This window comes from Actinokineospora auranticolor (assembly GCF_041897805.1).
In the GTDB taxonomy this organism is placed as follows: domain Bacteria; phylum Actinomycetota; class Actinomycetes; order Mycobacteriales; family Pseudonocardiaceae; genus Actinokineospora; species Actinokineospora auranticolor.
Genome location: NZ_CP154825.1, coordinates 2,734,833 through 2,758,694, shown reverse-complemented (window position 1 = coordinate 2,758,694; position 23,862 = coordinate 2,734,833). Strand labels below are relative to the sequence as shown.

The window sequence follows — 23,862 nt, the reverse complement described above, 5'->3', positions numbered from 1 at the left end:
TGGGCCACGGTGTCCGTAGAAATACCGAAAAACGGCGGGAGTTGTGGACAGTCCGGCGGCGGTCGTGCGATTGCACGCGAACTCGGACCCGCCGAATGTCTAGTATGGGTAACGTTCCCGTCGCTATTTCGCGAGTTCGGTAACCATTTGGTGCGCGCGCCGCGGTTCGCGGGGCGGACGTCTGTGCACTCTACCGGTGATATGCCCCCCGGTGAACCTGCTTTAGCAGAAAGCTTCACCGGGAAGAACTCCGGGGTCATAATATAACAGCGGTGCCCGCTCGGACCACCTGTCCGAACGGGCACCGCTGTCGTGTTCTCGGTTGTCACACGGCCGTCACGGGCCGCGTGGGTGGGGTCAGTGGCCGCAGCCGCACTGGCCGGGCGGGCAGTGCGCGCAGCCCTTGGCGCCGTCGGGCAGGTCCAGGGCCGGGTTGCGGTCGCAGAAGCCGTGCGGGCGCAGCGTGAAGCCGCTGTAGTCCACCGGCATGACCGGCCAGTCCTCCGGCCGCGGCACGTGCGTGGGGCCGAAGACGTGCCAGAGCACGACGTCCTCGTCCACCAGGTCGCGGTCGGCCTTGGTCCACTCGGGCAGGCCCGCGCCGCCGGGGTGCTGGTTCGGGAAGTCGCCCGCCGGGTAGCGCTGCTCGTCGGTGTGCTTGGTGACCCACAGGTGCTTGGTGGCGAACGCGGCGCGCGCGGACACCGTGGCGTCGGGCTGGGCCAGCAGCGTCGGGCCGACGTGCGGCATCAGCTGGTAGGCGCGCGGCTTGCCGAGCCGGTTGGTGCTGTCGGCGCTGCGGATGATCCAGCTGCGGCCCTTGGTCGCGTCGGCCACCCGCTGGGCCTGCGACTCGCTGGCCAGCGGCGTGGTCGTGGTGGTGAAGGCGTTGCCGTGCGGGTTCTGCGGGCCGGTCGGGATGCCGACCACGTCGACCTCGTCGACGGTATTGCGCTCGCCGCCGACCTCCATGTCCAGCCGGGCGCAGAACAGGTGCTGGTGCACCGGGGCCATCAGGCCGGGGGCGATCTCCGCGGCGTACGGCGAGGTGGTGCCGGGCTCGGCGGAGCCGCAGAACACGACACCGGTGGCCTTGGCCTCCAACTGGATCGTGCCGTCCAGGTAGAAGTACCAGAAGAAGCCGTAGTCGTAGTTGCCGATGGTGGAGAAGAAGGAGACCACCAGGCGCCGGGAACGGCGGACCTCGACGGCACCGGTGAGGATGTTGGTGTGCTTCCAGAGGATGCCGTAGTCCTCTTCGTGCATGCAGATGGCCTGCGGGATCGTCACCGGGTTGCAGTTGTCGTCGGCGACCACGGCGTCGAAGTAGTGGATTACGCCGAGGCAGTCGCAGCCCAGCTTCAGGGTGTTCGCGTTCTTGCCGAGCAGGTATTCGCCTGCGTCGAAGTACGAAATCCAGTAGCGCCACGGGGCCGGGTCGCCGTAGGGGACGACCATTTCCGCCATCGATGCCCGGTTCGCGATGGGGCGGTACTCGCCGCCGTTCTCGGCGAACTCGACGCGGTGCAGGGTCAGGCCCTCGCGGGCGTTGAAGCCGACCCGGAAGCGCCAGCCCTCCCAGGAGACCTCGCCGCCGTCGACGGTGAAGCTGACGCCCTCGGGCTGGGTGATCTCGATGGGCTTGAGCGTGGTGCGCGCGGTGCCGACGTGCGCGGCGTCGAAGTTGCCGTGCTCGGCGGGCACCGGGACGTCGCCGACGTCGTCGACCGAGATGACCTCACCGGTGATCAGGTCGACCTTGGCCAGCAGGCCCTCGACCGGGTGCGCCCACGGGCTGTCGTCGACGTGGTCGCGCAGGAAGGTCAACGCGCGGAGAACGCGGCGGCCCTTCTCGTCCGGGTAGTCGAAGTGCCCGGGCGACAGCGGGCCGACGAAGGCCAGCGACAGGTCCTCGACGCCGCGCCTGCGCAGCGCGGCCTGCCAGCGCGGGTCGGCGCGGACCAGGTCGGCGCTGCGGTCGTACTCCTCGAACAGCACGGCGGGCTGGCCCTGCTCGGCACCCAGCTCGCGCCACTCGGTCAGCTCGCCCGCGACCAGGTCGACGAACGCCTCGGCGGCCGCGCCGGTCGCGATGTCGAGCACCACCGCGACCACGCGGCGGCTGAACGGCTGCCCGTCCGACCACGCGCGGACCTCCGCCTTGGGCGGGTCCAGCAGCAGCACGCTGGGGAAGCGGGTGGTCTCGCCCACCCGGCCCGCCTCGACCAGCACCTGCCGGGTGCGGGCGATCTCCTCGCCGGACAGTTGGTCCAGGGGGTGCCGGACCTGGGGTGTCGTCGCCGTCATGTGCGCGAGTATCCGCCCCCACCCCGGGACCCGGTCTTGCCACGGGACGTACAGCGGTTGACCCGCAGGGAACCGTCACCCACCCGTGCGCCGTGGGGCAACGGGTGGGCACCCGGGGTCAAGCAGGTCGGCGGCGGGTTGTGGGCTCCCGCCCGCCCTGGCGGAAGGAAACACCATCACCACCGGGTAAGTCCAGCACCGGTCTCCGTCGCGATGAGTAGTCGCGCTCAGCAGCCGCGGCGGCCGGTGAACCGGAACCGGGCCAGCGGGGTGATCATCGGGGTGACGCCCGGGCCGCTCGCGCGCGTGAAGAGCTGGGCCACCGTGGCGGGCTTGCCCGCGTTGCGCCACAGCAGCGTGTCGACCAGCGCGACACCGATCGGGGTGCCGCGCCGGATCGGCCCGCCCAGGGCGGCGCCGTAGAGCCGGGCGTCGGGGAAGCGGGCGGCCAGCGCGGCGAGTTGGGCGCGGGCGTCCGCGGCGGCCTCCACCTCGGGGTCGACCACCAGGGTGTAGCCGGGCGCCGGTCTGCCGACCTCGCGGACCTTCTCCGCCCTGGCCCAGGCGAGGTCCGGTTTGCGCAGCCGGGACATGGCCAGCACGCCCGCGAAGGCCGGGAGGTACGGCCACAGCCGGGGGCTGCGGACGACCGCGCGCAGGTTGCCGCCGGTGCTCACCGACGGCGAGTCGGGCAGGGCCGCGTTGCCGTCGCGCCAGCGCCGCACCACGCGCACCAGTTCCCGCCCCTCGGGGAGCACGAGCAGGAAGGCGCCCTCGCTCAGCACCTCGCGCTCGTGGCGCTGGAACAGCATGCGCACGTAGGCGTCGTCGGCGACCAGGGGCGGGAAAACCGACCAGCGCGCCCGGCCCGCCGCGCTGACCGCGTAGCAGCCCGCGCCGACCACGTCGTCGGTCACACCGGGCAGCCGCGACCACACCTCCGAGTAGCCGCGGGCCAGCAGCCCGGTCGGGCGGACCAGCAGCGGCCGGGGCGAGACCAGGCGCGGCAGCGGGGTGTCCAGGGCCATCGACAGCGCCCGGGTGGTGCCGGGGGTGAGCACGGTGTCCGCGTCGAGGAACACCACCGCGGACTCCTCGCGGCACCGCCGCAGACCCGCGTTCAGCGCCGCCGCCTTGCCCGGGACCGGTGTCTCGAAGACCTCGGCACCCGCGGCCCGCGCCCGCTCCGCGGTGTCGTCCGAGCAGCCGTTGGCGACCACGAGCACCCGGACGTCGACCTCCTCCGCGCCCGCGAGGACCCCGCGCACGCACGCCCCCACCAGCGCGCCCTCGTCGCGCGCGGGCACCACGACGTCCAGCGGCGCGCCGCTGCCCGCGTACAGGTTCACCTGCCCCACCTCCCGGACACCGCGGCGGCGGCGTGCACGGTCAGGAACACCGCGGCGGCGGCCGGGCTGCGCACCAGCGCGCCCGCCGCGCCGCGGAGCCTGCGGTCGCCGTCGCCGTGCGCCATGGCCATGCCGTCGAGTTCGTCGTTGCCGCGCTGGTAGCGCCGCCGCGCGCGGACCAGTTCCCGCACGCCCTGCGGCACGATCACCTCGTAGGAGTCGTCGGCGAGCACCACGCGCTCGGGTGGGGCGAAGTGCCAGCGCACCCACTTGTCGTCCGAGCGGACCGCCGCGAAGCGCCCCCACCTGGCCCGGCCCGCCGCGGAGACCGCGTAGGCGCCCATGGTGACCGGGGACTGGCGCACGTACGGCAGGGCCCGCCAGGCGCGGTAGTAGGCGCGGGTCGCCACGCTGCGGGTTTCCGCGATGCGGACCGCCGGTACCGCGAAGTGGACGCCGGTCCCCGGGGCGAGCGCGGCCTCCAGCCCGCTCAGCGAACCCGGGGAGAGCACGGCGTCCTGGTCGAGGTAGAGCCGGGGACCGTTGGGCAGCAAGGCTTCTGCGGCCTCGATGGCGGGGACCCGGCCCGCGGGCGCGGCGATGGCGACGCAGCGGGCACCGGCGGCGCGCAGCTCGGGGGCCAGGTCGTGCGCGGCGCGGAGGGTGGCGCCGTCGCCGTCGTTGACCGTGAGCACGACGTGCAGGTCGCCATCAAACGTTTGCGCGGCAAGGGATCGGATGCTCCTGGCGAGCACGTCGGCGCCGCGGTAGACCGGGATCACCACGCCGAAGGGTGCGCGGGCGCGCAGCGGTCCGGGGAGCAGGTCGGGCCAGCGGCGGGCGAGGACCTCGGTGGCCATCGCCATGTTGCGCGGGCGGTCGTGGCCGCCGGGGAGTTCGTGGCGCCCGACGGTGCGCAGGTTCGGCTCCACGCCGAGGCGTTCGGCCATCCGCGCCACGACGTCCTTGGCGGTCAGCACTTCCGGCCCCGCGACGTGCACGACACCGCGGGCTCGTCGTCGCCCCAGGCCGATGACGGTGTCGGCGGCGTCGGTGAGCGTCAGCGGTGTGCGGAACTCGTCGACGCAGACGGGTATCTCATCGCCGCGCTTGAGGGCGGCGGCCAGGCGGGTCCAGGTGGTTTCCCTCGGGCACAACGGATCACCGTGCAACAACGAGAAACGAGCGACCACACCGGCGTCGCGCTGCAAGACGGCCCGCTCACCACCGACCTTGGTCCACGCGTACGCGGTGTCCCCGTTCGGCCGATCGGACTCCCGGTAACGCCTGCGCGCGGTTCCGTCCCAGACGAAATCGCTTGACGGGTAGAGCAACCAGGCGCGCTCGCGGTGGGCGTACTCGGCCAGCCGCTCGGCGGTCTCGGCGTTGAGCGCCCAGCCCAGCCCGGGGTCGCGGGCCACCGCGCCCGGCGCGGAAACCGCGGCCAGGTGGGCGATGTGGGTCGGCCGGTAGCGGCGCAGGAGCGCGGCCAGGTCGTGGTGTCGGCGCAGGTCGAGGGTGACCGTCGCGCCGTGCGCCGCACGGCAGGGGCGGCGGGCGACGCCGAGGACGCGCGCGCCGGTCCTGGCGAGTCGGTCCGTGACGTGCGCCCCGAGTTGGCCGCAGGCCCCCGTGACCAACCAGCGCTGCGCGGAACCGGACACCAGCATCGCCCCCTCCATCACCACCCCGTCTGGAAATCGCGCGCGCCCGGACCGCCGATACTGCGCCGATCGGGTACACGCCGCGCCCGCATCCCCTGCGCCGCACGCATTTCGTGACCGGGGGCGAACCGCGCGCCCGGTCCGCTTATTCCGCCCTTCCCACATCCCGGACAACCCTCGTCGCCCGGGTAGCGTCGGCCGAGTACCCCGTCGGGCGCAGTCGAGGAGGGGGCTCCCATGCCGACCCCACTGTCTATTTTGGACTTGGCACCGGTGGTGTCCGGTCGGACCAACCGGGACGCGATCCGCGCCACCCTCGACCTCGCGCGGGCCGCGGAGCGGTTCGGGTACCACCGGTACTGGGTCGCCGAGCACCACTTCGCGCCGGGCGTGGCGGCCGCGTCGCCCGCGGTGCTGGCCGCGCTGATCGCCGGGGCGACCGACCGGATCCGGGTGGGGTCGGGCGCCGTGCTGCTGGGCTACTACTCGCCGCTGTCGGTCGCCGAGCAGTTCGGCACGATCGCCCTGGCCCACCCGGACCGGGTCGACCTGGGCCTGGGCCGCTCCGGTCTGGTCCGCGCCGCGGACATCGCCGCCCGGTTCGACCGCGCCTCGGGCCCCGTCGAACCGGGTCGCGTCGTGGACGGGCTGCTGATCCCGGGCAAGCCGAAGTCGGCGCTGAGCGAACCGGACGTGATCGCCCGCCTCGACACCCAGCAGCGGCTGGTGGGGGTGCACGAGGGGGCCGGGGAGTACGTCGACCAGGTGCGGCAGATCCTGGACTACCTCGGGGACGGGTACTCCGACCCGGACGGGCGGCACTACCGGGCACCCGCCGCCGAGGGGTCGGGCGCCCGGGTGTGGGTACTGGGGTCGAGCGCGGGGGCCAGTGCGCGGGCGGCCGGAGAACTGGGGCTGCCGTTCACCGCGAACTACCACGTGAGCCCGACGTCGGTGCTGGAGGCGGTGGAGGGGTACCGCGCGGCGTTCAAGCCGTCGGCGGACTTGGCGGAGCCGTACGTGATGGTGTCGGCGGACGTCGTGGTGGCGGAGGACGCGGCCACGGCCCAGGAGTTGGCGTCCCCCTACGCGCGCTGGGTGTTGAGCATCCGCAGCGGTGCGGGAGCGATCCCGTTCCCGTCGGTGGCGGAGGCGGCGGCGTTCGAGTGGACCGACGAGCAGCGGTCCTTGGTCGTGGACCGCGTGGAGACGCAGTTCGTCGGGACGCCAGGAGATGTCGCGGAGCGACTCGACACCCTGCGGCGGGTGACGGGGGCGGACGAGCTCATGGTCACGACGATCACCCATGGGCACGAGGACCGGGTGCGGTCGTTCGAGCTGCTGGCGAAGGAGTGGGCGGGCTGAGGCGGGGCCGGCCGAATCGGTGCCGGCCGAATCGGGGAGCATGCCTCCGGCCCCCGGTATCCGGCCTAGTGGCGGGTACCGACGATTCCGCTGAGCCGATCATGGCGGCTGTGCACAACTCGGCCGGATCGCCACTCGATCGTGGATCCGTTCTCGCAGTGCGGAACCGCCGCCCTGGTTGTCCACAGGCTTGATCGTCTTTCGCCGGGACTGTCGGTCCTGCTCGGTAGAATTGACACCGGGGGCCGGAGGCATGCCCACCGGGGTGGGCGGGGTCGTGCGGCGGCGATGTCAAGGCGGAGCTGCCTGGTTCGCGGACCGCGGTGAACCGGGGCAGGCGAACCCCCGGTCAGGCCGCGATCAGCTCGACCGTGGGTGTCGACAGCTCCACCACGATCGCGGTCGCGTTGTCGCTGCCGTTCTCCGCGGCGCGGACCAGGGCCGCGGCCGGGTTGGTCGCCGTGCCCAGGATCTCCGCGATCCGCGCGGCGTCGAGGCGCTTGTGGATGCCGTCGGTGGTCAGCAGGAGGGTGGCCGGGCGGTAGTGGTCGACCTGGCCGACGGCGCCGCTCTCCCCCGCCGTGCGGACGCTGGAGGTCACCACCGCGTCCAGCCGCGGCGCGACCTGCACGCCCCGGTCGCGGAAGTACTGGCCGACGGTGTGGTCCGCGGTCAGCTGGGTGAGGGTGCGGCCGTCCCAGGTGTAGGCGCGGGTGTCGCCCGCCCACGCGATCCGGAAGCCGTCCGGGGTCGACTGGGCCACGACGAGGACGCAGTCGCCCGCGGCCAGGGTGCGGACGGCGTCGCGCGCGGCCAGGACGGCCTCGCGCGGGGTGCCCCCCGCCAACACGGCCGTGGCGGCGGCGACCCGGGCCGCGCGGGCGGCAGTGGGGTCGTCGCCGATGCCGTCGGCCAGCGCGAAGGTCATCTCGCCGTCGGGGGTCCGCCGGGAGGCCGCCGCGTCGGCGTTGACGTGGCGGTGGCCGAGGGTGCCCGCCACGTGCCAGATACGGGTGTCCGCCATGACCACCGCCTCCTCCAGGTCCGCTGCCTACCCGAACCAGGGTCGGCCCGGAGCCTGTGGAAACCCTGTGGGTCCGCTGACCCCTCCCTTTGAGAATGCGGACCGGCGGGCTAGATTGGGGTCGCCTCCGCCGCCAGGCCCACCAGGGGCAGCTCGATCCGGATCGTCGTGCCGCCCGCGGCCGAGCGGGTGAACGTGATCCCCCCGCCGTGCCGCTCGGCGATCGCCCTGGCCAGGGTCAGGCCGAGGCCGGAGCCGATCAGCGGGTCGCCCTCCGCGCCGCTGCCGCCGTCCGGCATCGTGGTGAACATCCGGCTCGCGGCCACCGGCAGCGGGTTCTCGTCGGTCACGTCCAGCGACCACCGCTCCGCGTCGACGTGGGAGGTGACCCGCACCGTGGTCGACGGCGGCGAGCTGCCGATCGCCGCGGCCACCACGTGGTGGATCATCCTGGCCAGCAGGTCCCGGTCCCCCGTGAGCACCGTGACGGTGGGCGGCGGCCGGTGCGCGACCACCACCGACCGCGCCGCCGCGTGGCTGGCCAGGATGGCGATCTGCTCCAGCACCAGGGTCTCCATCCGGGTGTGGGTGATCACCAGGCTCCGGCTGTGCGACTCCAGCCCGGCCAGGAACAGCAGCGTCTCCACCAGCGTCGCGAGCCGGTTGACGTTGCGCTGCACGGCCTGGCCGAGGACCCGGTCCCCCGCGCCGTCGGCCAGCATCGGGGTCAGCGACGTCAGCGTGGTCAGCGGCGTGCGCAGCTCGTGCGACACCGTCGCGATGAACTCCGTCTTCAGCGCCGCCAGCCGGGACAGCTCCTCGTTGCGGCGCACCAGCGCGGCCTGCAGCTCCACCTGCTCGGTGACGTCGCGCATCACCCACAGCGCGCCCAGCCGCAGCTTCCCCACCCGCACCGGCACGAAGTCCAGCTCCACGACCTTGTGCGGCCCCAGCCCCACCATCGCGCCCCGCACCGGCACGCCGTCGGCCATGCAGCGGCGGGCCAGGTCGTCGAGCTCGGTGTAGTACGCGGGCGGCAGGCCGCGCAGCCGGTGGATGTCCTCCCAGCTCAGCCCGGCCAGCTCGGCGGGCGGCTTGCGCAGGTCCAGCAGCGCGGTGGCGGCGGTGTTGGCGATCAGCAGGACCCGGTCGGCGTCCTGCAGCAGCACGCCGACCTCCAGCGAGTCCACCAGGATCTTGAGCTGGGTGGCGATCAGCCGCAGGGTGCTCTCGGTCTCGTGCAGGTCGGTCACGTCGCGGCCGTAGGCGATCAGGCCGCCGATCAGCGGGTCGTCGTAGCGGTCGAAGATGTCGATGTCCATGACCATCCACCGGTCCTCCGGCAGCCGCACGCGGGCGGTGTGCCGGTCGTGGCCGCCGGGCTCGCGCTCGTGCAGCGAGGACATCAGCGACAGCAGCGTGCGCTGGTCGTCCGGGTGGACCATGCCCGAGATGGCCGACGTGTTCGTCTCGTCGTAGCGCACCACCGTGCCGTCCGGCCAGTGCGTCATGTTGCCCCAGCGCAGCCCGCCGTCCGGGGCGAACAGCGCGATGAAGCTGGGCGACTGGGACAGCACCGCGTCCCGGAAGTCGACCGCGCCGCCGTCGGCGCGGCTCGCGTCCAGGGTGGCGGCGACGGTGTCGACCAGCGGCGCCAGCCGCGGGTCCGGCTCGCCGTCGCAGCACACCGACAGCGCGTCACCGGTCCGCAGCGGGATGACCACCGCCGCGCCGTCGACGGGCGCGCCGACGACCGCCTCGACCACACCGGGCAGCCCCCGCAACAGCGCCACCGCGACGGGCACGGCTTGTCCGGACCGGTCGGCCCAGCTCACCGCGCGCACCGCTGCCGCGCAGTCCCAGCGGGGAACCGCGTTCGGGTCGGGCATGTGTCCTCCTCGTCGTGATCCAGTGTGGCGAACGCGTCCACCCGGACCCCGGCAGCGACAACCGTTCCGCACCGCATTCGCTACCACCGGCCACTCGTTGGGGTGAAAAACGTCCCGAGTGGACCGGATCCGCGCGCGGTCGGCGGGTGCGCTCGTAGTGTGGCGCCGGGGACGCCCCGTACCGCCAGTGGAGTGAACTGATGACGGACCAGGCAGGTCAGCGAGCTCGGCCCGCGCTCGCGGGCCTGCTCGACGAGGCCGCGCGCCTGCTGTCCAAAGACGACCCGGAGCAGGTCGCGTCCCTGTTGGACGAAGCCGCGAGAGGCGGGCTGGGCGCGGACGACGCGGCGGTGCTGCGCTCGGTCATCGCGCTGGTGCGCGCCTTCGGCGACCGCGACGCCGCGGTCCCGCAGCCCCGGCTGGGCAACCACCCGGTGGCCGACCGCGCCCTGGTGGTCACGGTCAGCTCCGACGGCACCATGGTCGCCGCGCCGGAGGCGGTGCGCGACGTGCTGGGCTACCCGCTGGGCACCGTGGTGGTCAGCCGCTTCCGCGAGCTGATCCACCCGCACGACCTGGCGCCGCTGCAGCGGGCCTTCGGCGCGCTGATGGCGTTGCCCGGCAACCAGATCGAGCTCGACGCCCGGGTCAGGCACGCCGACGGGCGGTGGCTGGTGCTGGCCGTGTCGATGATCAACCTGATGGACATCGCGGGCATCAACGCCGTGGTCGCGCACGCGCACAACGTCACCGAGCGGCGGGCCGCGGAGGCCGCGGTGGCGCTGGAGCGGGCCCGGCTGCGCGAACTGGTGCTGCACCTGGCGGGTGGCGTGGTCGTCGACGACGGCCACCAGGTGCTGATGGACAACGCGGCGTTCGTCCGGCTGTTCCACCCGGACCGCGACATGACCGGCGCGACGGTGACCGACCTGGTGGAGCTGGTGGCCGCCGAGTGCGCCGACCCGACGGCGGCCTGGGACATGCTGGAGCGGATGGTCGTCTCCGGGCTCACCCACCGCGCGGTGCGGCTGGCGCTGGCGGGCGGGCGCACGGCCACGGTGGACATCGTGCCGCTGCGCGCGGACCACGCCGCGGGCACGCTCTGGTACTTCCGCGACATCACCCGCGAGTCGCTGGCCCGCAGCGAGCTGGAGGAGACCAACCGGGCGCTGGAGGAGGCCGCGGCGCTCAAGGGCCGGTTCGTGGCCACGGTCTCGCACGAGCTGCGCACCCCGCTGACCGCCGTGCTGGCCTTCGGCGAGATGCTCGCGGACAGCTCCGAACCGCTGACCAAGCACCAGTCCGCGCACCTGGAGGTGATCAACCGCAACGCCGCCCGGTTGCTGCGGCTGGTCGACGACCTGCTGCTGCTGTCGCGCCTGGAGACCAACCAGCTGTCCATGTCGTTCGCCGAGGTGGACATCGCCGACCTGGTCACCAAGGCCACCGAGAACCACACCGCGCTGGCCGCCCGGGAGCGGATCACCATCACCTGCGCGGTGCTGCCCGGCCCGGTCATCACCGGCGACCCGGCCCGGCTGACCCAGGTGCTGGACAACGTGATCAACAACGCGCTCAAGTTCACCCCGGCGGGTGGTTCGGTCCGGGTCTCCGCGCACTCCGACGCCGCGGCGTGGACGATCGCCGTCGCGGACACCGGCATCGGCGTGCCCGCCGAGGAGCTGCCCGGCCTGTTCGAGGCCTTCACCCGCGCGTCCAACGCGGGTGAGGCCGGGATCCCGGGCAGCGGACTGGGGCTGTCGATCTGCAAGGAGATCGTCGCGGTGCATCTGGGCTCGATGACCATCGAGAGCACGGAGGACGAGGGGACCACGGTGCGCATCACGCTGCCGCTGCGCGGTGCGCAGGCATGAGTCGGGGAGGACACACATGAGCTCGGTGCTGGTCGTCGAGGACGAACCCGACATCGCCCTCGCGCTGCGGGTGATCCTGGAGAAGGCGGGCCACGAGGTGACCGTGGCCCCCGACGGGAAGCAGGGTCTGCGCGCGCTGCACGACTACAAGCCCACCCTGGTGCTGCTCGACATCGGCCTGCCGGTGATCGACGGCTGGGCGGTGCTGGAGCGCATCCGGGACGTCTCCGACGTGCCGGTGCTGCTGCTGACCGCGCACGGCATGGAGCAGGACAAGGTCCGCGGCCTGAAGGGCGGCGCGGACGACTACCTGACCAAGCCGTTCTCCACGGTGGAGCTGCTGGCCAGGATCGAGGCGATCCTGCGGCGCACCGAGCAGTCGGGCGGCAGCGCGCAGAGCGAGGTCTACGACGACGGCCTGGTGCGCATGGACCACCGGTCCCGGCGGGTGTACGTGGGCGGGGTGGAGGCCGAGGTCAACGCCACCGAGTACCGGCTGCTGGCGACCTTCGTGCAGCACCGGGGCGCGGTGCTCTCGCCGCGGCAGCTGCTGAAGCTGGTGTGGGACGACCCGACCGGCATCGGCGCGGACCGGGTCAAGTTCGCCGTGCTGCGGCTGCGCCGCAAGCTCAACTGGTCGGCGGAGGACTCCCCCATCAAGGCCGCGCGCGGCATGGGTTACCGCTACGACCCGCCCAAGTCCTAGGCGATCGTCACCCTCGGTAAATACCGACAATTAGCACAATAGTCACCTAAGGCCCCAATTCACATTTTCCGGCACCCCCGGCCAAGCTGGTCGGGAAACAGCCCGGAAAGAGCAACGCGGATGGCCGATACAGCGAATAGACGGAGCTCGACCGATTCCGGGTGGGCCACCCGTCCGCAGTGTTTAATTCCCATTTTCTCCAGTGTGCTCCAGGTCACCCGCAGCGCCGGTCCGCGGTGTTAATCTGCCCGGCCTTGCGTCTCTGGGCAGCGGTGCCCCGAGCGCGTGTCGGTGAGTCCTGGACCGACCTGGAGGGGCCGTGGCAGGCGAGGAGTCCCGTGACCGGGGCCAGTGGCCGGAGTTCGGCAGGCGGATGCGGCAGTGGCGCAGGCGCTGCGGGCTCACCCAGGCCCAGCTCGGCCTGCGCGTCGGGTACCACCACAGCCTGATCTCCAAGCTGGAGAGCGGGGTGCGGGTGCCGCCCGCGGGCCTGGTGGACGTGCTGGACGCGATCCTCGGCGCCGACGGCGAGCTCGTCGCCCTGGCCTGCGAACCGACCCGCGAACCGGACCCGCCGCAGCGCACGCTGCTGTCGGTCTTACCCGGCGCGGCCCCGCTGGCCGCCCCGCTCGCCGTGCGCGCCTGGCCCACCGCGCTGCCGCCCGACGGCGTCGCCTGCCCGCTGCACGGCTCGGCCGGGTGCGCGGTGCCGGACCTGGAGACCACCCGCGACCTGCTGGCCCTGCTCGCCCCGCACCGGACCCCGCCGCGCGGGCTGGAGCCCGACCTCACGCACGTGTTGGCCGCGCTGCTGGCCGAGTACGCCAGGCTGAGCCTGGAGAGCGGCTCGGCGGGCATCCTGGACGCCGTCGAGTGGCTGCTGCACGCGCTGACCAGGCTCGGCGACGCCGACGAGCCCAACCCGGCGCACCAGCGGCTGGCCGCGCACTTCGCCGCCATCGCGGGCAGGCTGCGCATGCACCGCGGGCAGACCGCGCTGAGCATGGCCTGGTTCGGCCACGGCCTGGCCCGCGCCGACCTGACCGGGGACGTCGGCGCCCGGGTGCGGTTGCTGGCCGAGGTGTCCACCCTGGCCCGCCTCGACGGCGACGCGGGCACCGCGCTGGCCTGCGGCCGGGCGATGGCCGCGGCCGACCCGGACCGGGCGTGGACGCACACCCTGGCCGACCTGGCGCTGGCTCGCGGGTACGCGCTGACCGGGGACGACGGCGCCTGCCTGCGGCACCTGGACGCCGCCGAGTCCGGGCTGGTCCGGCTCGGCGACCGCGACCACCTCGAGGTGCCCTGGCTGACCGGTGACCTGGGCGGGCTGCGCGTGGCGTCGGCCAAGGGCGCGGCGCTGCGGGACCTGTCCGCGCGCACCGGCGACCGCGGGTTGGCCCGCCGCGCGGTGCGCGCCGCGAGCCAGTCGGTCGAGCTGGTGCCGGAGCGGATGCGGCCCGCGTACCTGCTGCTCGCGGTGCGGTTGGCCGACGCGCACGCGTGCGCGGGCGAGCCGGACGCGGCGGTGGCCACCGCCGAGCCGGTGCTGGCCGAGGCCGAGGCGGCCGGGCGCACGACCATCACCGCGGAACTGGCCGGGCTGCGCGGGCGGCTCAGCGGCCGGTGGGCGCGGGTCGGCGCGGTGCGCGCGTTCACCGAACGCGCCTCGGGGGCATACGACGACCCCATAGCGAAAGCGCGTCCGAAAATCGAACAAGGGTGAATGCGCCATTAACCAGCCTGGACGGTGAAATAGCCGCCGGGCAGACGTCCGGACCGATTTGCCGGATGTTGACAATCCCGCGTTCCCACTCACCACTCCATTGACTGTCACATGGCGATATCTGAATGCTTCGCTGCGCTCGGTGACGTTCGTGTCCCATCCCACGAGGCGGCACGACCACACCGGGCACCACCCTGCCCACAAGGAGCATTCGATGAAGCGCAGAACGATGGCGGCCGGGGTATCCCTGGCCGTCTTCGCCGGCGCTGCGGTCGCGTTGACCGTCAGCCCGGTATCCGCCAGCCAGCAGCAACAGCCGGGCCAGAGCCCGCAGGCGCTGGCTGTCTCCGCGGCCGACCTCGCCGCCACCAGCGGCCTGGACGCCCTGGCCAAGGGCCCGGACGAGAGCTACGCGCGTGACCTGGTCACCCCGTACCTCAACAACCTCTACTCGGTGAGCTACCAGCGCAGCTACCGCGGCCTCCCGGTCGTGGGCGGCGACGCCACCGTGCTCGCCGACGGCGAGGGCAAGGTCCGCTCGGTCATCGCCGCGACCGGCGCGAAGGTGGCCGTCCCGTCCACCAGCGCGCGGGTCACCAAGGCCGCCGCCGAGGCGACCGCCAAGGGCCTGCAGGGCAAGACCACGAAGGTCGAGTCCGCCCGCCTGGTCGTCAAGGTCACCGCCGACAAGCCCGCGCTCGCGTGGGAGCACCTGCTGATCGGCAACACCAAGGACGGTGGCCCCAGCCACCTGACCGTCTGGGTCGACGCCACCACCGGCGCGGTCCTGGACAAGGTCGAGGACGCCGCCCACGGCACGCTCAACAGCGAGTGGAACGGCAACGTCACCATCCAGACCAGCCAGTCCGGCAGCTCCTACCGGATGGTCGACACCACCCGTCCCGGCCTCCAGTGCTCGGACTACAGCGGCGGTGTCTTCACCAAGTCGACCGACACCTGGGGCACGGGCAGCGGTTCCAGCAAGGAGACCGGCTGCGGCGACCTGATGTACGGCGCGCAGCAGGAGTCGAACATGCTGCGCGACTGGCTGGGCCGCAACGGCCACAACGGCTCCGGCGGTTCGTGGCCGGGCAAGGTCGGCCTCGACCAGCTCAACGCGTACTGGGACGGCTCGACCATCACCATCGGCCACAACTCGGCCAACAAGTGGATCGCGGGCATGGACGTGGTCGGCCACGAGTACGGCCACGGCCTCGACCAGAACACCCCCGGCGGCACCTCCTCGGAGGCCGGGCTGGGTGAGGGCACCGGTGACATCTTCGGCGCCCTGACCGAGGCCTACGCCAACAACCCCAAGGACACCCCCGACTACACCGTCGGCGAGATGATCAACCTCCAGGGGTCCGGCCCGATCCGCAACATGTACAACCCGTCGTTGGTCAACAACGACCCGAACTGCTACAGCTCCTCGATCCCCAACACCGAGGTGCACAAGGCCGCGGGTCCGATCAACCACTGGTTCTACCTGCTGGCCGAGGGTTCCGCCCCCGGCGGCGGCAAGCCGAACAGCCCCACCTGCAACAACACCACCGTCACCGGTGTGGGCATCCAGAACGCGGGCAAGATCTTCTACGGCGGCATGCTGCTCAAGACCAGCGGCATGACCCACCGCAAGTACCGGGTCGCCACCCTCACCGCGGCGAAGAACCTGGACTCGACCTGCAACCTGTACAACAAGACCAAGGCCGCGTGGGACGCCATCTCGATGCCCGCGCAGACCGGTGAGCCCACCTGCACCGGCACCCCGGGCAACGACTTCTCGGTCTCGCTGAACCCGTCGTCGGGCTCGATCGCCAAGGGCAGCTCCGGCTCGTTCTCGATCGGCACCCAGACCACCTCGGGCCAGGCGCAGAGCGTCACCCTGTCCGCCTCGGGCCAGCCCAGCGGCGTGACCGTGTCGATCAACCCGACCTCGGTCCAGACCGGTGGCTCGGCCACCGCGTCGGTGAACGTCGGCGCGAACGTCGCCAACGGCACCTACACCGTCACCGTGACCGCCACGGGCAGCGCGACGCACACCGCGACGTACAGCCTGACCGTGACCGGTGGCGGCGGCGACCCCGACCCGGGCGCCCCGAACATCGACGTGAACGCCGTGCAGGGCCACCTGACCCAGCTCAACTCGATCGCGTCGCAGAACGGCGGCAACCGCCGCGCCGGTAGCGCGGGCTACACCGCGTCCGTCGCGTACGTGAAGGCCAAGCTGCAGGCCGCGGGCTACACCCTGTCCGAGCAGGTCTGCACCGGCTGCACCTACCGCTCCAACAACCTGATCGCCGACTGGCCCGGTGGCGACGCCGCCCAGACGATCATGTTCGGCTCGCACCTCGACAGCGTCGCGGCGGGCCCCGGCATCAACGACAACGGCTCCGGTTCCGCGGTGCTGCTGGAGAACGCGCTGCAGCTCGCGGCGCGCAACCCGAAGATGGCCAAGCACGTCCGGTTCGCCTGGTGGACCGATGAGGAGCAGGGCCTCAACGGGTCGAAGTTCTACGTGGGTCAGCTGACCGCCGCCCAGCGGTCGCAGATCAAGGCGTACTACAACTTCGACATGATCGGCTCGAAGAACGGCGGCTACTTCATCAACAACATCACCACCGCCGCCGCGCAGCCGCTCAAGGCCTACTGGGACACCCTGAACCTGTCCCCGGAGGAGAACGTCGAGGGCGCGGGCCGCTCCGACGACTACTCCTTCCAGCAGGCCGGTATCGCCTCCTCGGGCTACGCGACCGGTGCCTCCGCCCGCAAGACCTCGGCGCAGGCGCAGAAGTGGGGCGGCACGGCGAACGCCGCGTACGACTCCTGCTACCACTCCGCGTGCGACACCACCAGCAACATCAACGCCACCGCGCTCGACCGCGGTGCCGACGGTGTGGCGTACACGATCTGGAAGCAGGCCGTCGACTCCACCCCGCAGCCCGGCAACGACTTCTCCGTCTCGGTGAACCCGGGCTCGGCGACCGTCCAGGCGGGCAACAGCACCACCACCCAGGTGTCCACCCAGACCACCTCGGGTTCGGCCCAGAACGTGACCCTGTCGGCCACCGGCGCCCCCTCCGGCGTCACCGTGTCCTTCAGCCCGTCCTCGGTCCAGACCGGTAGCGGCTCGACCGCCACCATCTCCGTCGGTTCCTCGGTGGCCACGGGTACCTACCCGATCTCCATCTCGGGCGTCGGCTCGGTGTCCCGCTCGGCGACCTTCACCCTGACGGTCAACGGCGGCGGCGGTGGCACCTGCACCGGCTCCGACGTCATCCAGAACGGCGGCTTCGAGAGCGGCACCGCGCCGTGGACCACCACCTCGGGTGTCATCGACGCCTCCGCCCAGGAAGCCCCGCACGCGGGCAACTACAAGGCGTGGCTGAACGGCTGGGGCAGCCCCCGCACCGACAGCGCGCAGCAGACCGTCAGCATCCCGGCGGGTTGCTCGAACTCGACGCTGACCTACTGGCTGCACGTCACCACCGCCGAGACCGAGCAGGTCGACTACGACACGCTCACCGTGACCGTCAACGGCACCACCGTGGCCACCTACTCGAACACCAACGCCAACGGCGGCTACGAGCAGGTGTCGGTCAACGTCGGCCAGTACGCTGGCCAGTCGGTGACGATCAAGTTCAACGGCGTTGAGGACGCCAGCCTCCAGACGAGCTTCCTCATCGACGACGTCGCGCTGCAGACCAGCTGACCGAGCTCGACCGTCCCAACTGAATAGTCAGACGAAGCGGGGTGGACCACCAGGTCCACCCCGCTTCGCTTTTACCCCTCGACCAACCCGCTCAGCGCCGGGGGCAGCTCGCCGCGGTGCAGCACGCCGAGCCGCTGGGTCGCGCGGGTGAGGGCGACGTACAGCTCGGCCGCGCCGCGCGGGCCGTCGGCGAGGATCCGCTCCGGGTCCACGACCAGCACGGCGTCGTACTCCAGGCCCTTGGTCTCCGACGCGGGCACCGCGCCCGGCACGCCCGGCGGCCCGATCACCACGCTGGTCCCCTCGCGACCGGCCTCGGCCAGGGTGAACTCCTCGACCGCGGCGGGCAGCTCCTCGTCGGTGACCCGCCGGGCCCAGGGCTGGACGCCGCAGGCGCGCACCGAGTCCGGCGGCTGCGTGGTCGGCGCGAACTCGGCCAGCACGGAAGCCGCCACGGCCATGATCTCCGCCGGGGTGCGGTAGTTGACCGTCAGCGAGCGGTAGACCCAGCGGCCCGGCACGTACGGCTCCAGCATCTCCGCCCACGACCGGGCCCCGGCCGCCGTGCGGCGCTGGGCCAGGTCACCCACCACGGTGAACGAGCGGCCCGGGCAGCGCCGCATCAGCACCCGCCAGTCCATCTCGGACAGTTCCTGGGCCTCGTCGACGACGACGTGCCGGTAGGTCCAGTCCCGGTCCGCCGCGGCGCGCTCGGCCAGGTCGCGGGTGTCGACCTCGACGAACCGCTCGGCCAGGTCCTCGGCGTAGAGCAGGTCGCTGGCGAAGAGGTGGTCCTCGTCGTCCATGTGGTCGGCGCGGCCGACCATGCTCTCCAGGACCTTGGCGGCGTAGGCGGCCTCGATCCGGCGGTCCCGCTCGGCGGCGCTCTCCACCACCTTCGCCGCGGCCTTGTCCTGGCCGAGCACGTCGACCAGTTCGTCGAGCAGCGGCACGTCGGAGACCGTCCAGCCCTCGGGGTCGGCCCGGCGCAGGGCCGGGTCCGCGCCGTGGCGCTCGGGGTCGGTGTAGAGCGCGGCGAGCACCCGCTCCGGGGTCAGGACGGGCCACAGCGCGTCGAGCGCGGCGGTGAACCGGTCGTCGTCGGCCAGCTCCTTGAGCAGCGCCGCCCGCGTCTGCTCCCAGGTCTCCTTGTCGTCCCGGGACAGCCAGCCCTTGCCGATCCGGCCGATCACCCGCTCGGTGACGACGTAGGTGATGATCTCGGTGAAGGTCTCGCGGGCCTCGTTGTGCGGCAGGCCGCTCGCGCGGGCCTCGTCCCGCGCCCACTCGGCGGTCGCGGCGTCGATCCGGGTGGTGACCCGGCCCAGCTCGACCGGGATCGGCTCCGCAGGCAGCCGCTGGTGGCCCGCGATCACGGCGCCGAGCGCGTCGAGGATCTTCAGCGAGCCCTTGAGCCGCGCCGCTTCCGGTGTGTCCTCGGCGGTGACCCGGTAGCCGGGGAGGAGGCCGCCGGTGGTCGTGAAGACCACATCGGACTCGCCGAGGGACGGCAGCACGCGGCCGATGTGGTTGAGGAAGGCCGGGTTCGGGCCGACCACCAGGACGCCGTGGCGCTCCATGCGCTCGCGCTGCGTGTAGAGCAGGTACGCGACGCGGTGCAGGGCGACGACGGTCTTGCCGGTCCCCGGGCCGCCCTCGATGACCAGGACACCGGGGTGTTCCAGGCGGATGATCTCGTCCTGCTCGGACTGGATGGTGGCGACGATGTCGCGCATGCCCTCGCCGCGCGGGGCGTTGACCGCGGCGAGCAGCGCGGAGTCGCCCCGCTGCGCCGCGCCGGGCCTGCCGAAGACGTCGTCGGTGAAGTCGACGACCCGACGACCGCGGGTGTGGAACTGCCGCCTGCGCCGCATGCCCTCCGGGCTGGCGCCGGTGGCGGTGTAGAACGGCCGCGCGGCGGGCGCGCGCCAGTCGAGCAGGGCCGGTTCGTAGTCGTCGTCCTCGTCGAACAGCCCGATGCGACCGATGTAGGACGTTTCACCCGAAAGTGAGTCCAACCGCCCGAAGCAGAGCCCGTTGTCCGCCACGTCGAGCCGCTTCGCCTCCCTGGCGAAGGCCCGCACCTCGAAGTCGCGTTCCATGACCGTGCCACCGGTCCCCCGCAACGCGGACCGGAAGGCCTCGGTCACCCGGGCCCGCTCGGCGTCCAGCCGGTCGTACAGCCCGGCCACGTACTCCTGCTCGGACCGCAGTTCCGCGTCGTACCCCTGATCTGCCACAAGCCCCTCACCACATCGCGGTCCCGTGGTGGACACCCACCACGAGTAGCGATTGTGCGGGACGGGCGGGGTCTTGCGGCAAGTCCCCCGGTGCGCTATATGTTCAAGTGGGCGGAAGAGTGAATCCCGCTCCGGGTCTCCCGCGGCGCCGGACGTCACACGGCTCCGGGACTCGCGGCCCGACTCCCCCAAGACTTTTGGTTCCACCCCCGGCCACCGGGGCGGCTCGGTGACCGGGGATGGTAACCCCACTCTCGGCACCGCCCAGGGCGCTCTGAGGCCGGTCAACCCACATGCACCCCAGGACGGCGCTTGGGGTCCGGTTCGGCGGCGCGCAGGATCTCGCGGGTCACCGGGGCGGTGTCGCCCTGACCGAGGATCAGGTAGCGGAACAGGTGGGTGATCGGGTTGCCCTCCGACCACTCGAAGTAGCAGCGGGGGCGGACGCCGGTGGCGTCGCGCAGGGCGAGCAGGACGGCGGCGATGGCGTTGGGCACCGCCGGGCTGTCCGCGCGCAGCACGCGGTGGCCGCCGATCTCGACGCCGCGGACCCGCAGGACGTCGGAGAACTCCGAGGGGTCGATGACGTCGATCTCCAGGAAGATGACGTCCGCGGTGCCCGGCACCGGGTTCAGGCCGCGCTGCTCGACCTCCTTGTCGTCGTACTCGTCGACGTCGCCCGCCTGGCGCTTGTTGGCGATCAGGTTGATCCTGCCGTCGTGCGCCAGGGAGTCGGTGATGAAGCCGCGGGCCGCGTCGTCGAACTCGATGCGCTCGGCGCGCAGCTCCGTGGTCCGGGTGACGCGGGAGATCAGCGAGATGACGATGATCCCGGCGACGAAGACGGCCGAGATGGCGATGCCGTCCGGTTTCTCGATCACGTTGGCCACCAGCGCGTAGAGCAGCACCAGGGTGAGCACCGTGAACCCGGTGGCCGACGCGCGCGCCCGCCGCCGGATCGCGGAGACCATGACCGCGAACGCACCCGACACCATCATCGCCAGGATGCCGGTCGCGTAGGCGCCCGCCTGGGCGTTGACGTCCGCGCCGAAGGCGATGGTGATGACGACGCAGATCGCCGTGTAGACCAGCACCACCGGCCGGACCGCGCGGCCCCAGTCGGGGGCCATGCCGTACGAGGGCAGGTAGCGCGGCACGATGTTGATCAGACCGGCCATCGCCGACGCGCCCGCGAACCAGAGGATCAGCACGCTGCTGATGTCGTAGACCGTGCCGAAGACCTCACCCAGCCGGGTGTGCGCGAGGTAGGCCAGCGCGCGGCCGACGGCCGCTCCCCCGTCCTCGAACTCCGCCTTGGGGATCAGCACCGTCGTGATGAGACTGGTCGACACCAGGTAGACCGACATGATGACCGCGGCGGTGGTGAGCAGCCTGCGGGTGTTGCGCACGCGCGACGCCAGCCGCTCTTCCCGGTCCGCGCCCTTCGCGGCGACCAGCGGCATCATGCTCACACCGGTCTCGAACCCGGACAAACCGAGCACCAGCAACGGGAACGCCAGGATCGCCGGTCCGGCGATCCCACCGATACCCCCCGAACCGGACAGCGCGCTCCACCAGTCCGCGAACCGCGCGCCGTGGGTGAACAGCTCGCCGATGCCCTCCACCACGATGACCGCGTTGAGCGCGAGGAACACCGCGACCAGCGGGATGGCCACGCTGACCGCCTCGCTGAAGCCCAGCAGGAACACCCCGCCGAGCACGAGCAGCAGCACGACGGTGACGATCACTTCGCGGCCGTGCAGGAACGACGGGAAGAACGGGTTCTCCACCATGTGGACCGTCGCGTCGGCCGCGGACAGGGTGATCGTGATGATCCACGACGTGGCCACGAACCCCAGCAGCACCAGCACGAACACCTTGCCGCGCCAGAACGGCAGCAGCTTCTCCAGCATGGCCACCGAGCCCTGCCCGTTCGGGCTCTCGTGCGCCACCCGCCGGTACATCGGCAGCATGCCGAACAGGGTCAGCGCCACGATCAGCAGCGTGGCCACCGGGGACAGCGCGCCCGCCGCCACGGCGGCGATCGCGGGCAAGTAGGACAAGGTGGAGAAGTAGTCGACGCCGGTGAGGCACATGACCTTCCACCACGCCTGCGGTTCGCCGTGCTCCTCCTCGCTGGCCCGGCCCACCGGCTGCACGCGGTGTTCCATCAGCCAGCGGTTCAACCGACCGCGCGGTGGTCCGCCCCGGGTGGGTGATTCCACCGCTGCCGGGATGACGAACTCGGTCGTGCCCATGCGTGCCCCTCGCTGATCCCCGTGTGGTCGCACCGCGAAGCATGCCGCACGCGCGACCACCCGGTCGGCGGAAACGCCGACCGGGTAGGCGGTCTCACTCCTGGGGCTTGCGCGGACCCGCCGCCGGACCCGGGCCCGGTCGCGGACCGGGGGCTCGGCGGCGCAGCGCGTCGGAGAGCAGGGCGGCGCCAGCGTCCGCGGTGCGCGCGGCCTGCTCGTTCTCCTTGCGCAGCTCGCGGTAGACCTCGTCGCGGTGCACGGCGACGGAGCGGGGGGCCTGGATGCCCACCCGCACCACGTCGCCGCGGATGTCGAGCACGGTCACGGTGACCTCGTCCCCGATGCGCACGCTCTCACCGGTCCGGCGGGTCAGCACCAGCACGCGATCACTCCTCCCCCGCCGGACTAGGCGGGCAGCAGCCGGGCACGAATAGGCTGATCCTCCTCCAGGATGACCTGCGCCGCGCGTCGAGTGCTCCGGTCGACGATGACCGGGGCCAGCAGGTTGGCCGTGGCGTCGCCGACCGAACCGGACGCGGTGACCACCAGCAGCACCAGCAGGTCGGCCGGGTCCTCGGTGCCGAGTTGCTCCAGCACCTGCGTGCCGACCTGGGGCGCGTAGTCCGGGAAGAACGGCGCGGGCGGCACGACCAGGAACCTCAGGTCCGGGTCGTCGACCGAGCGCAGGGCGAACAGCGGGCCGTCCTCGGCCACCGCGACGAGCACGAACTCGCGGTGGTCCGGGAAGCCGGGGATCGGGACCCGGAACTCGATGACGGGCAGGGCCACGTCGTCCTCGGTCGCGGTGGTGTTCACGGTCGTCACGTCGGTCGCCGCGCCTCCTCGGGCCAGGGTGGCCGTCATCGCAGGAAGTCCAGGAGCGAGGGCTGCACGATGCGCGCGGTCGCCGCCAGCGCCGCGTTGTACCCGGCCGTCTGCGTCTGCAGATCGATCACCGCCTTGGCCATGTCGATGTCCTCGATGCCGGACAACCGGGAGGTCAGCGCCACCACCTGGGTGTCGGCCGCGTCCTGCGCGGACGTGAGCTGACTGTATCGGGTACCCACCGACGCGAGTTGGGTGTTGACCCGCGACATCGCCGAATCCAACCGATTGAGGTCACTCGACAGGTTGACGGTGCCGGGGCCGCTGAGCGCGGTGGAGAGGTCCTTGAGCACGTCGAAGACGTTGCCCGAGGTGGTGCCGAAGACGTCCGCGGAGACGTCGACGCGCACCTGGGAGCTGTCGCCGACGCGGCGCATCACCTGGCCGTCGTCGCCCTGGTAGACGCCTTGGTCGTCGAACGCGCGCGGCTGCGCCGACGTGCCGCCGAAGACCGGGCGGTCGAGGTAGGTGGTGTTGGCGACCGCGATCAGGTTCTCCCGGATGGAGCTGAGTTCGGTGGCGATGCCCGCCCGGGCGATCGGGTTGCTCACCGCGGGCTCGGACATGCCCTGCAGGGTCAGGTCGCGGGCGCGCTGGAGCAGGTCCGACGACGAGGAGAGCGCGGTCTCCGCGGTGCCCAGCCGGGCGATGCCGTCGGTGGCGCTGCGGGTGTACCGGTCGCGCGCGGCGAGGTCGTCGCGCACCTGCATGGCCGAGACCACGCCGGTCGGCGAGTCCGACGGCTTGGCGACCTGCTTGCCCGAGGTGATCTGCTCGCGCAGCCGGTCGAGGTTGTTGGAGCTGGTGCGCAGTCCCGCCAACACCCGGGTCTGGGTGGACTGCTCGGTGATCCGGAAGCCTGCCAC

General features: G+C 72.3%; 14 protein-coding genes and 1 pseudogene. 5 read left to right on the top strand and 10 right to left on the bottom strand.

The features are described 5' to 3' along the window. Positions 1-357: 357 nt before the first annotated feature. The 3 genes from V5P93_RS12640 to V5P93_RS12630 form a co-directional block, all read right to left on the bottom strand. Positions 358-2,307 (bottom strand): primary-amine oxidase, encoded by a 1,950-nt coding sequence (locus V5P93_RS12640; protein WP_104480424.1) that lies wholly within the window; start codon positions 2,305-2,307, stop codon positions 358-360. Between the two features lie 227 nt (positions 2,308-2,534). Beyond that, a complete protein-coding gene (locus V5P93_RS12635) occupies positions 2,535-3,656 on the bottom strand; it encodes a glycosyltransferase (protein WP_146108112.1) in 1,122 nt (373 codons plus the stop codon). Beyond that, entirely contained in the window at positions 3,653-5,326 is a 1,674-nt protein-coding gene (locus tag V5P93_RS12630) for a sugar nucleotide-binding protein (protein ID WP_181043601.1), read from the bottom strand. Before V5P93_RS12630 ends, V5P93_RS12635 begins: the two co-directional genes overlap by 4 nt. Positions 5,327-5,557: 231 nt before the next feature. On the opposite strand from V5P93_RS12630, the gene V5P93_RS12625 reads away from it, so the two are divergent. Next, positions 5,558-6,685, top strand: coding sequence for an LLM class flavin-dependent oxidoreductase (locus V5P93_RS12625; protein WP_104480427.1), 1,128 nt, complete (start codon positions 5,558-5,560; stop codon positions 6,683-6,685). 349 nt (positions 6,686-7,034) lie between these two features. On the opposite strand, the gene V5P93_RS12620 is transcribed toward V5P93_RS12625, so the two are convergent. After that, entirely contained in the window at positions 7,035-7,709 is a 675-nt protein-coding gene (locus V5P93_RS12620) for a PP2C family serine/threonine-protein phosphatase (protein WP_104480530.1), read from the bottom strand. Between the two features lie 110 nt (positions 7,710-7,819). Continuing rightward, positions 7,820-9,598 (bottom strand): PAS domain-containing sensor histidine kinase, encoded by a 1,779-nt coding sequence (locus tag V5P93_RS12615; protein ID WP_104480428.1) that lies wholly within the window; start codon positions 9,596-9,598, stop codon positions 7,820-7,822. Positions 9,599-9,798: 200 nt separating this feature from the next. Between V5P93_RS12615 and V5P93_RS12610 the strand changes: the two genes are divergently transcribed. The 4 genes from V5P93_RS12610 to V5P93_RS12595 all read left to right on the top strand — a co-directional run bounded on the left by V5P93_RS12610 (position 9,799) and on the right by V5P93_RS12595 (position 17,613). Next, positions 9,799-11,472, top strand: a complete 1,674-nt coding sequence (locus tag V5P93_RS12610) for an ATP-binding protein (RefSeq protein ID WP_104480429.1) — start codon at positions 9,799-9,801, stop codon at positions 11,470-11,472. Between the two features lie 16 nt (positions 11,473-11,488). After that, a complete protein-coding gene (locus V5P93_RS12605) occupies positions 11,489-12,178 on the top strand; it encodes a response regulator transcription factor (protein WP_104480430.1) in 690 nt (229 codons plus the stop codon). A gap of 319 nt (positions 12,179-12,497) precedes the next feature. Next, positions 12,498-13,904 carry a helix-turn-helix transcriptional regulator gene (locus V5P93_RS12600; RefSeq protein WP_219824032.1) on the top strand — a complete coding sequence of 469 codons (1,407 nt, stop codon included), beginning with the start codon at positions 12,498-12,500 and terminating at the stop codon, positions 13,902-13,904. 214 nt (positions 13,905-14,118) lie between these two features. Continuing rightward, positions 14,119-17,613 (top strand): M28 family peptidase, encoded by a 3,495-nt coding sequence (locus V5P93_RS12595; RefSeq protein WP_245931403.1) that lies wholly within the window; start codon positions 14,119-14,121, stop codon positions 17,611-17,613. Between the two features lie 71 nt (positions 17,614-17,684). Here V5P93_RS12595 and helR read toward each other — a convergent pair whose 3' ends face one another. The 5 genes and pseudogenes from helR to V5P93_RS12570 all read right to left on the bottom strand — a co-directional run bounded on the left by helR (position 17,685) and on the right by V5P93_RS12570 (position 23,862). Continuing rightward, a complete protein-coding gene (helR, locus tag V5P93_RS12590) occupies positions 17,685-19,853 on the bottom strand; it encodes an RNA polymerase recycling motor ATPase HelR (protein WP_181043602.1) in 2,169 nt (722 codons plus the stop codon). Between the two features lie 284 nt (positions 19,854-20,137). After that, a complete protein-coding gene (locus V5P93_RS12585; protein WP_104480432.1) occupies positions 20,138-22,111 on the bottom strand; it encodes an amino acid transporter in 1,974 nt (657 codons plus the stop codon). 211 nt (positions 22,112-22,322) lie between these two features. Further along, a pseudogene (csrA, locus tag V5P93_RS12580) lies at positions 22,323-22,493 on the bottom strand (carbon storage regulator CsrA); the annotation flags it as partial. A 23-nt stretch (positions 22,494-22,516) separates the two neighbouring features. Continuing rightward, positions 22,517-22,975 carry a flagellar assembly protein FliW gene (gene fliW, locus V5P93_RS12575; protein ID WP_104480434.1) on the bottom strand — a complete coding sequence of 153 codons (459 nt, stop codon included), beginning with the start codon at positions 22,973-22,975 and terminating at the stop codon, positions 22,517-22,519. Continuing rightward, entirely contained in the window at positions 22,972-23,862 is an 891-nt protein-coding gene (locus V5P93_RS12570; protein ID WP_104480435.1) for a flagellin, read from the bottom strand. Before V5P93_RS12570 ends, fliW begins: the two co-directional genes overlap by 4 nt.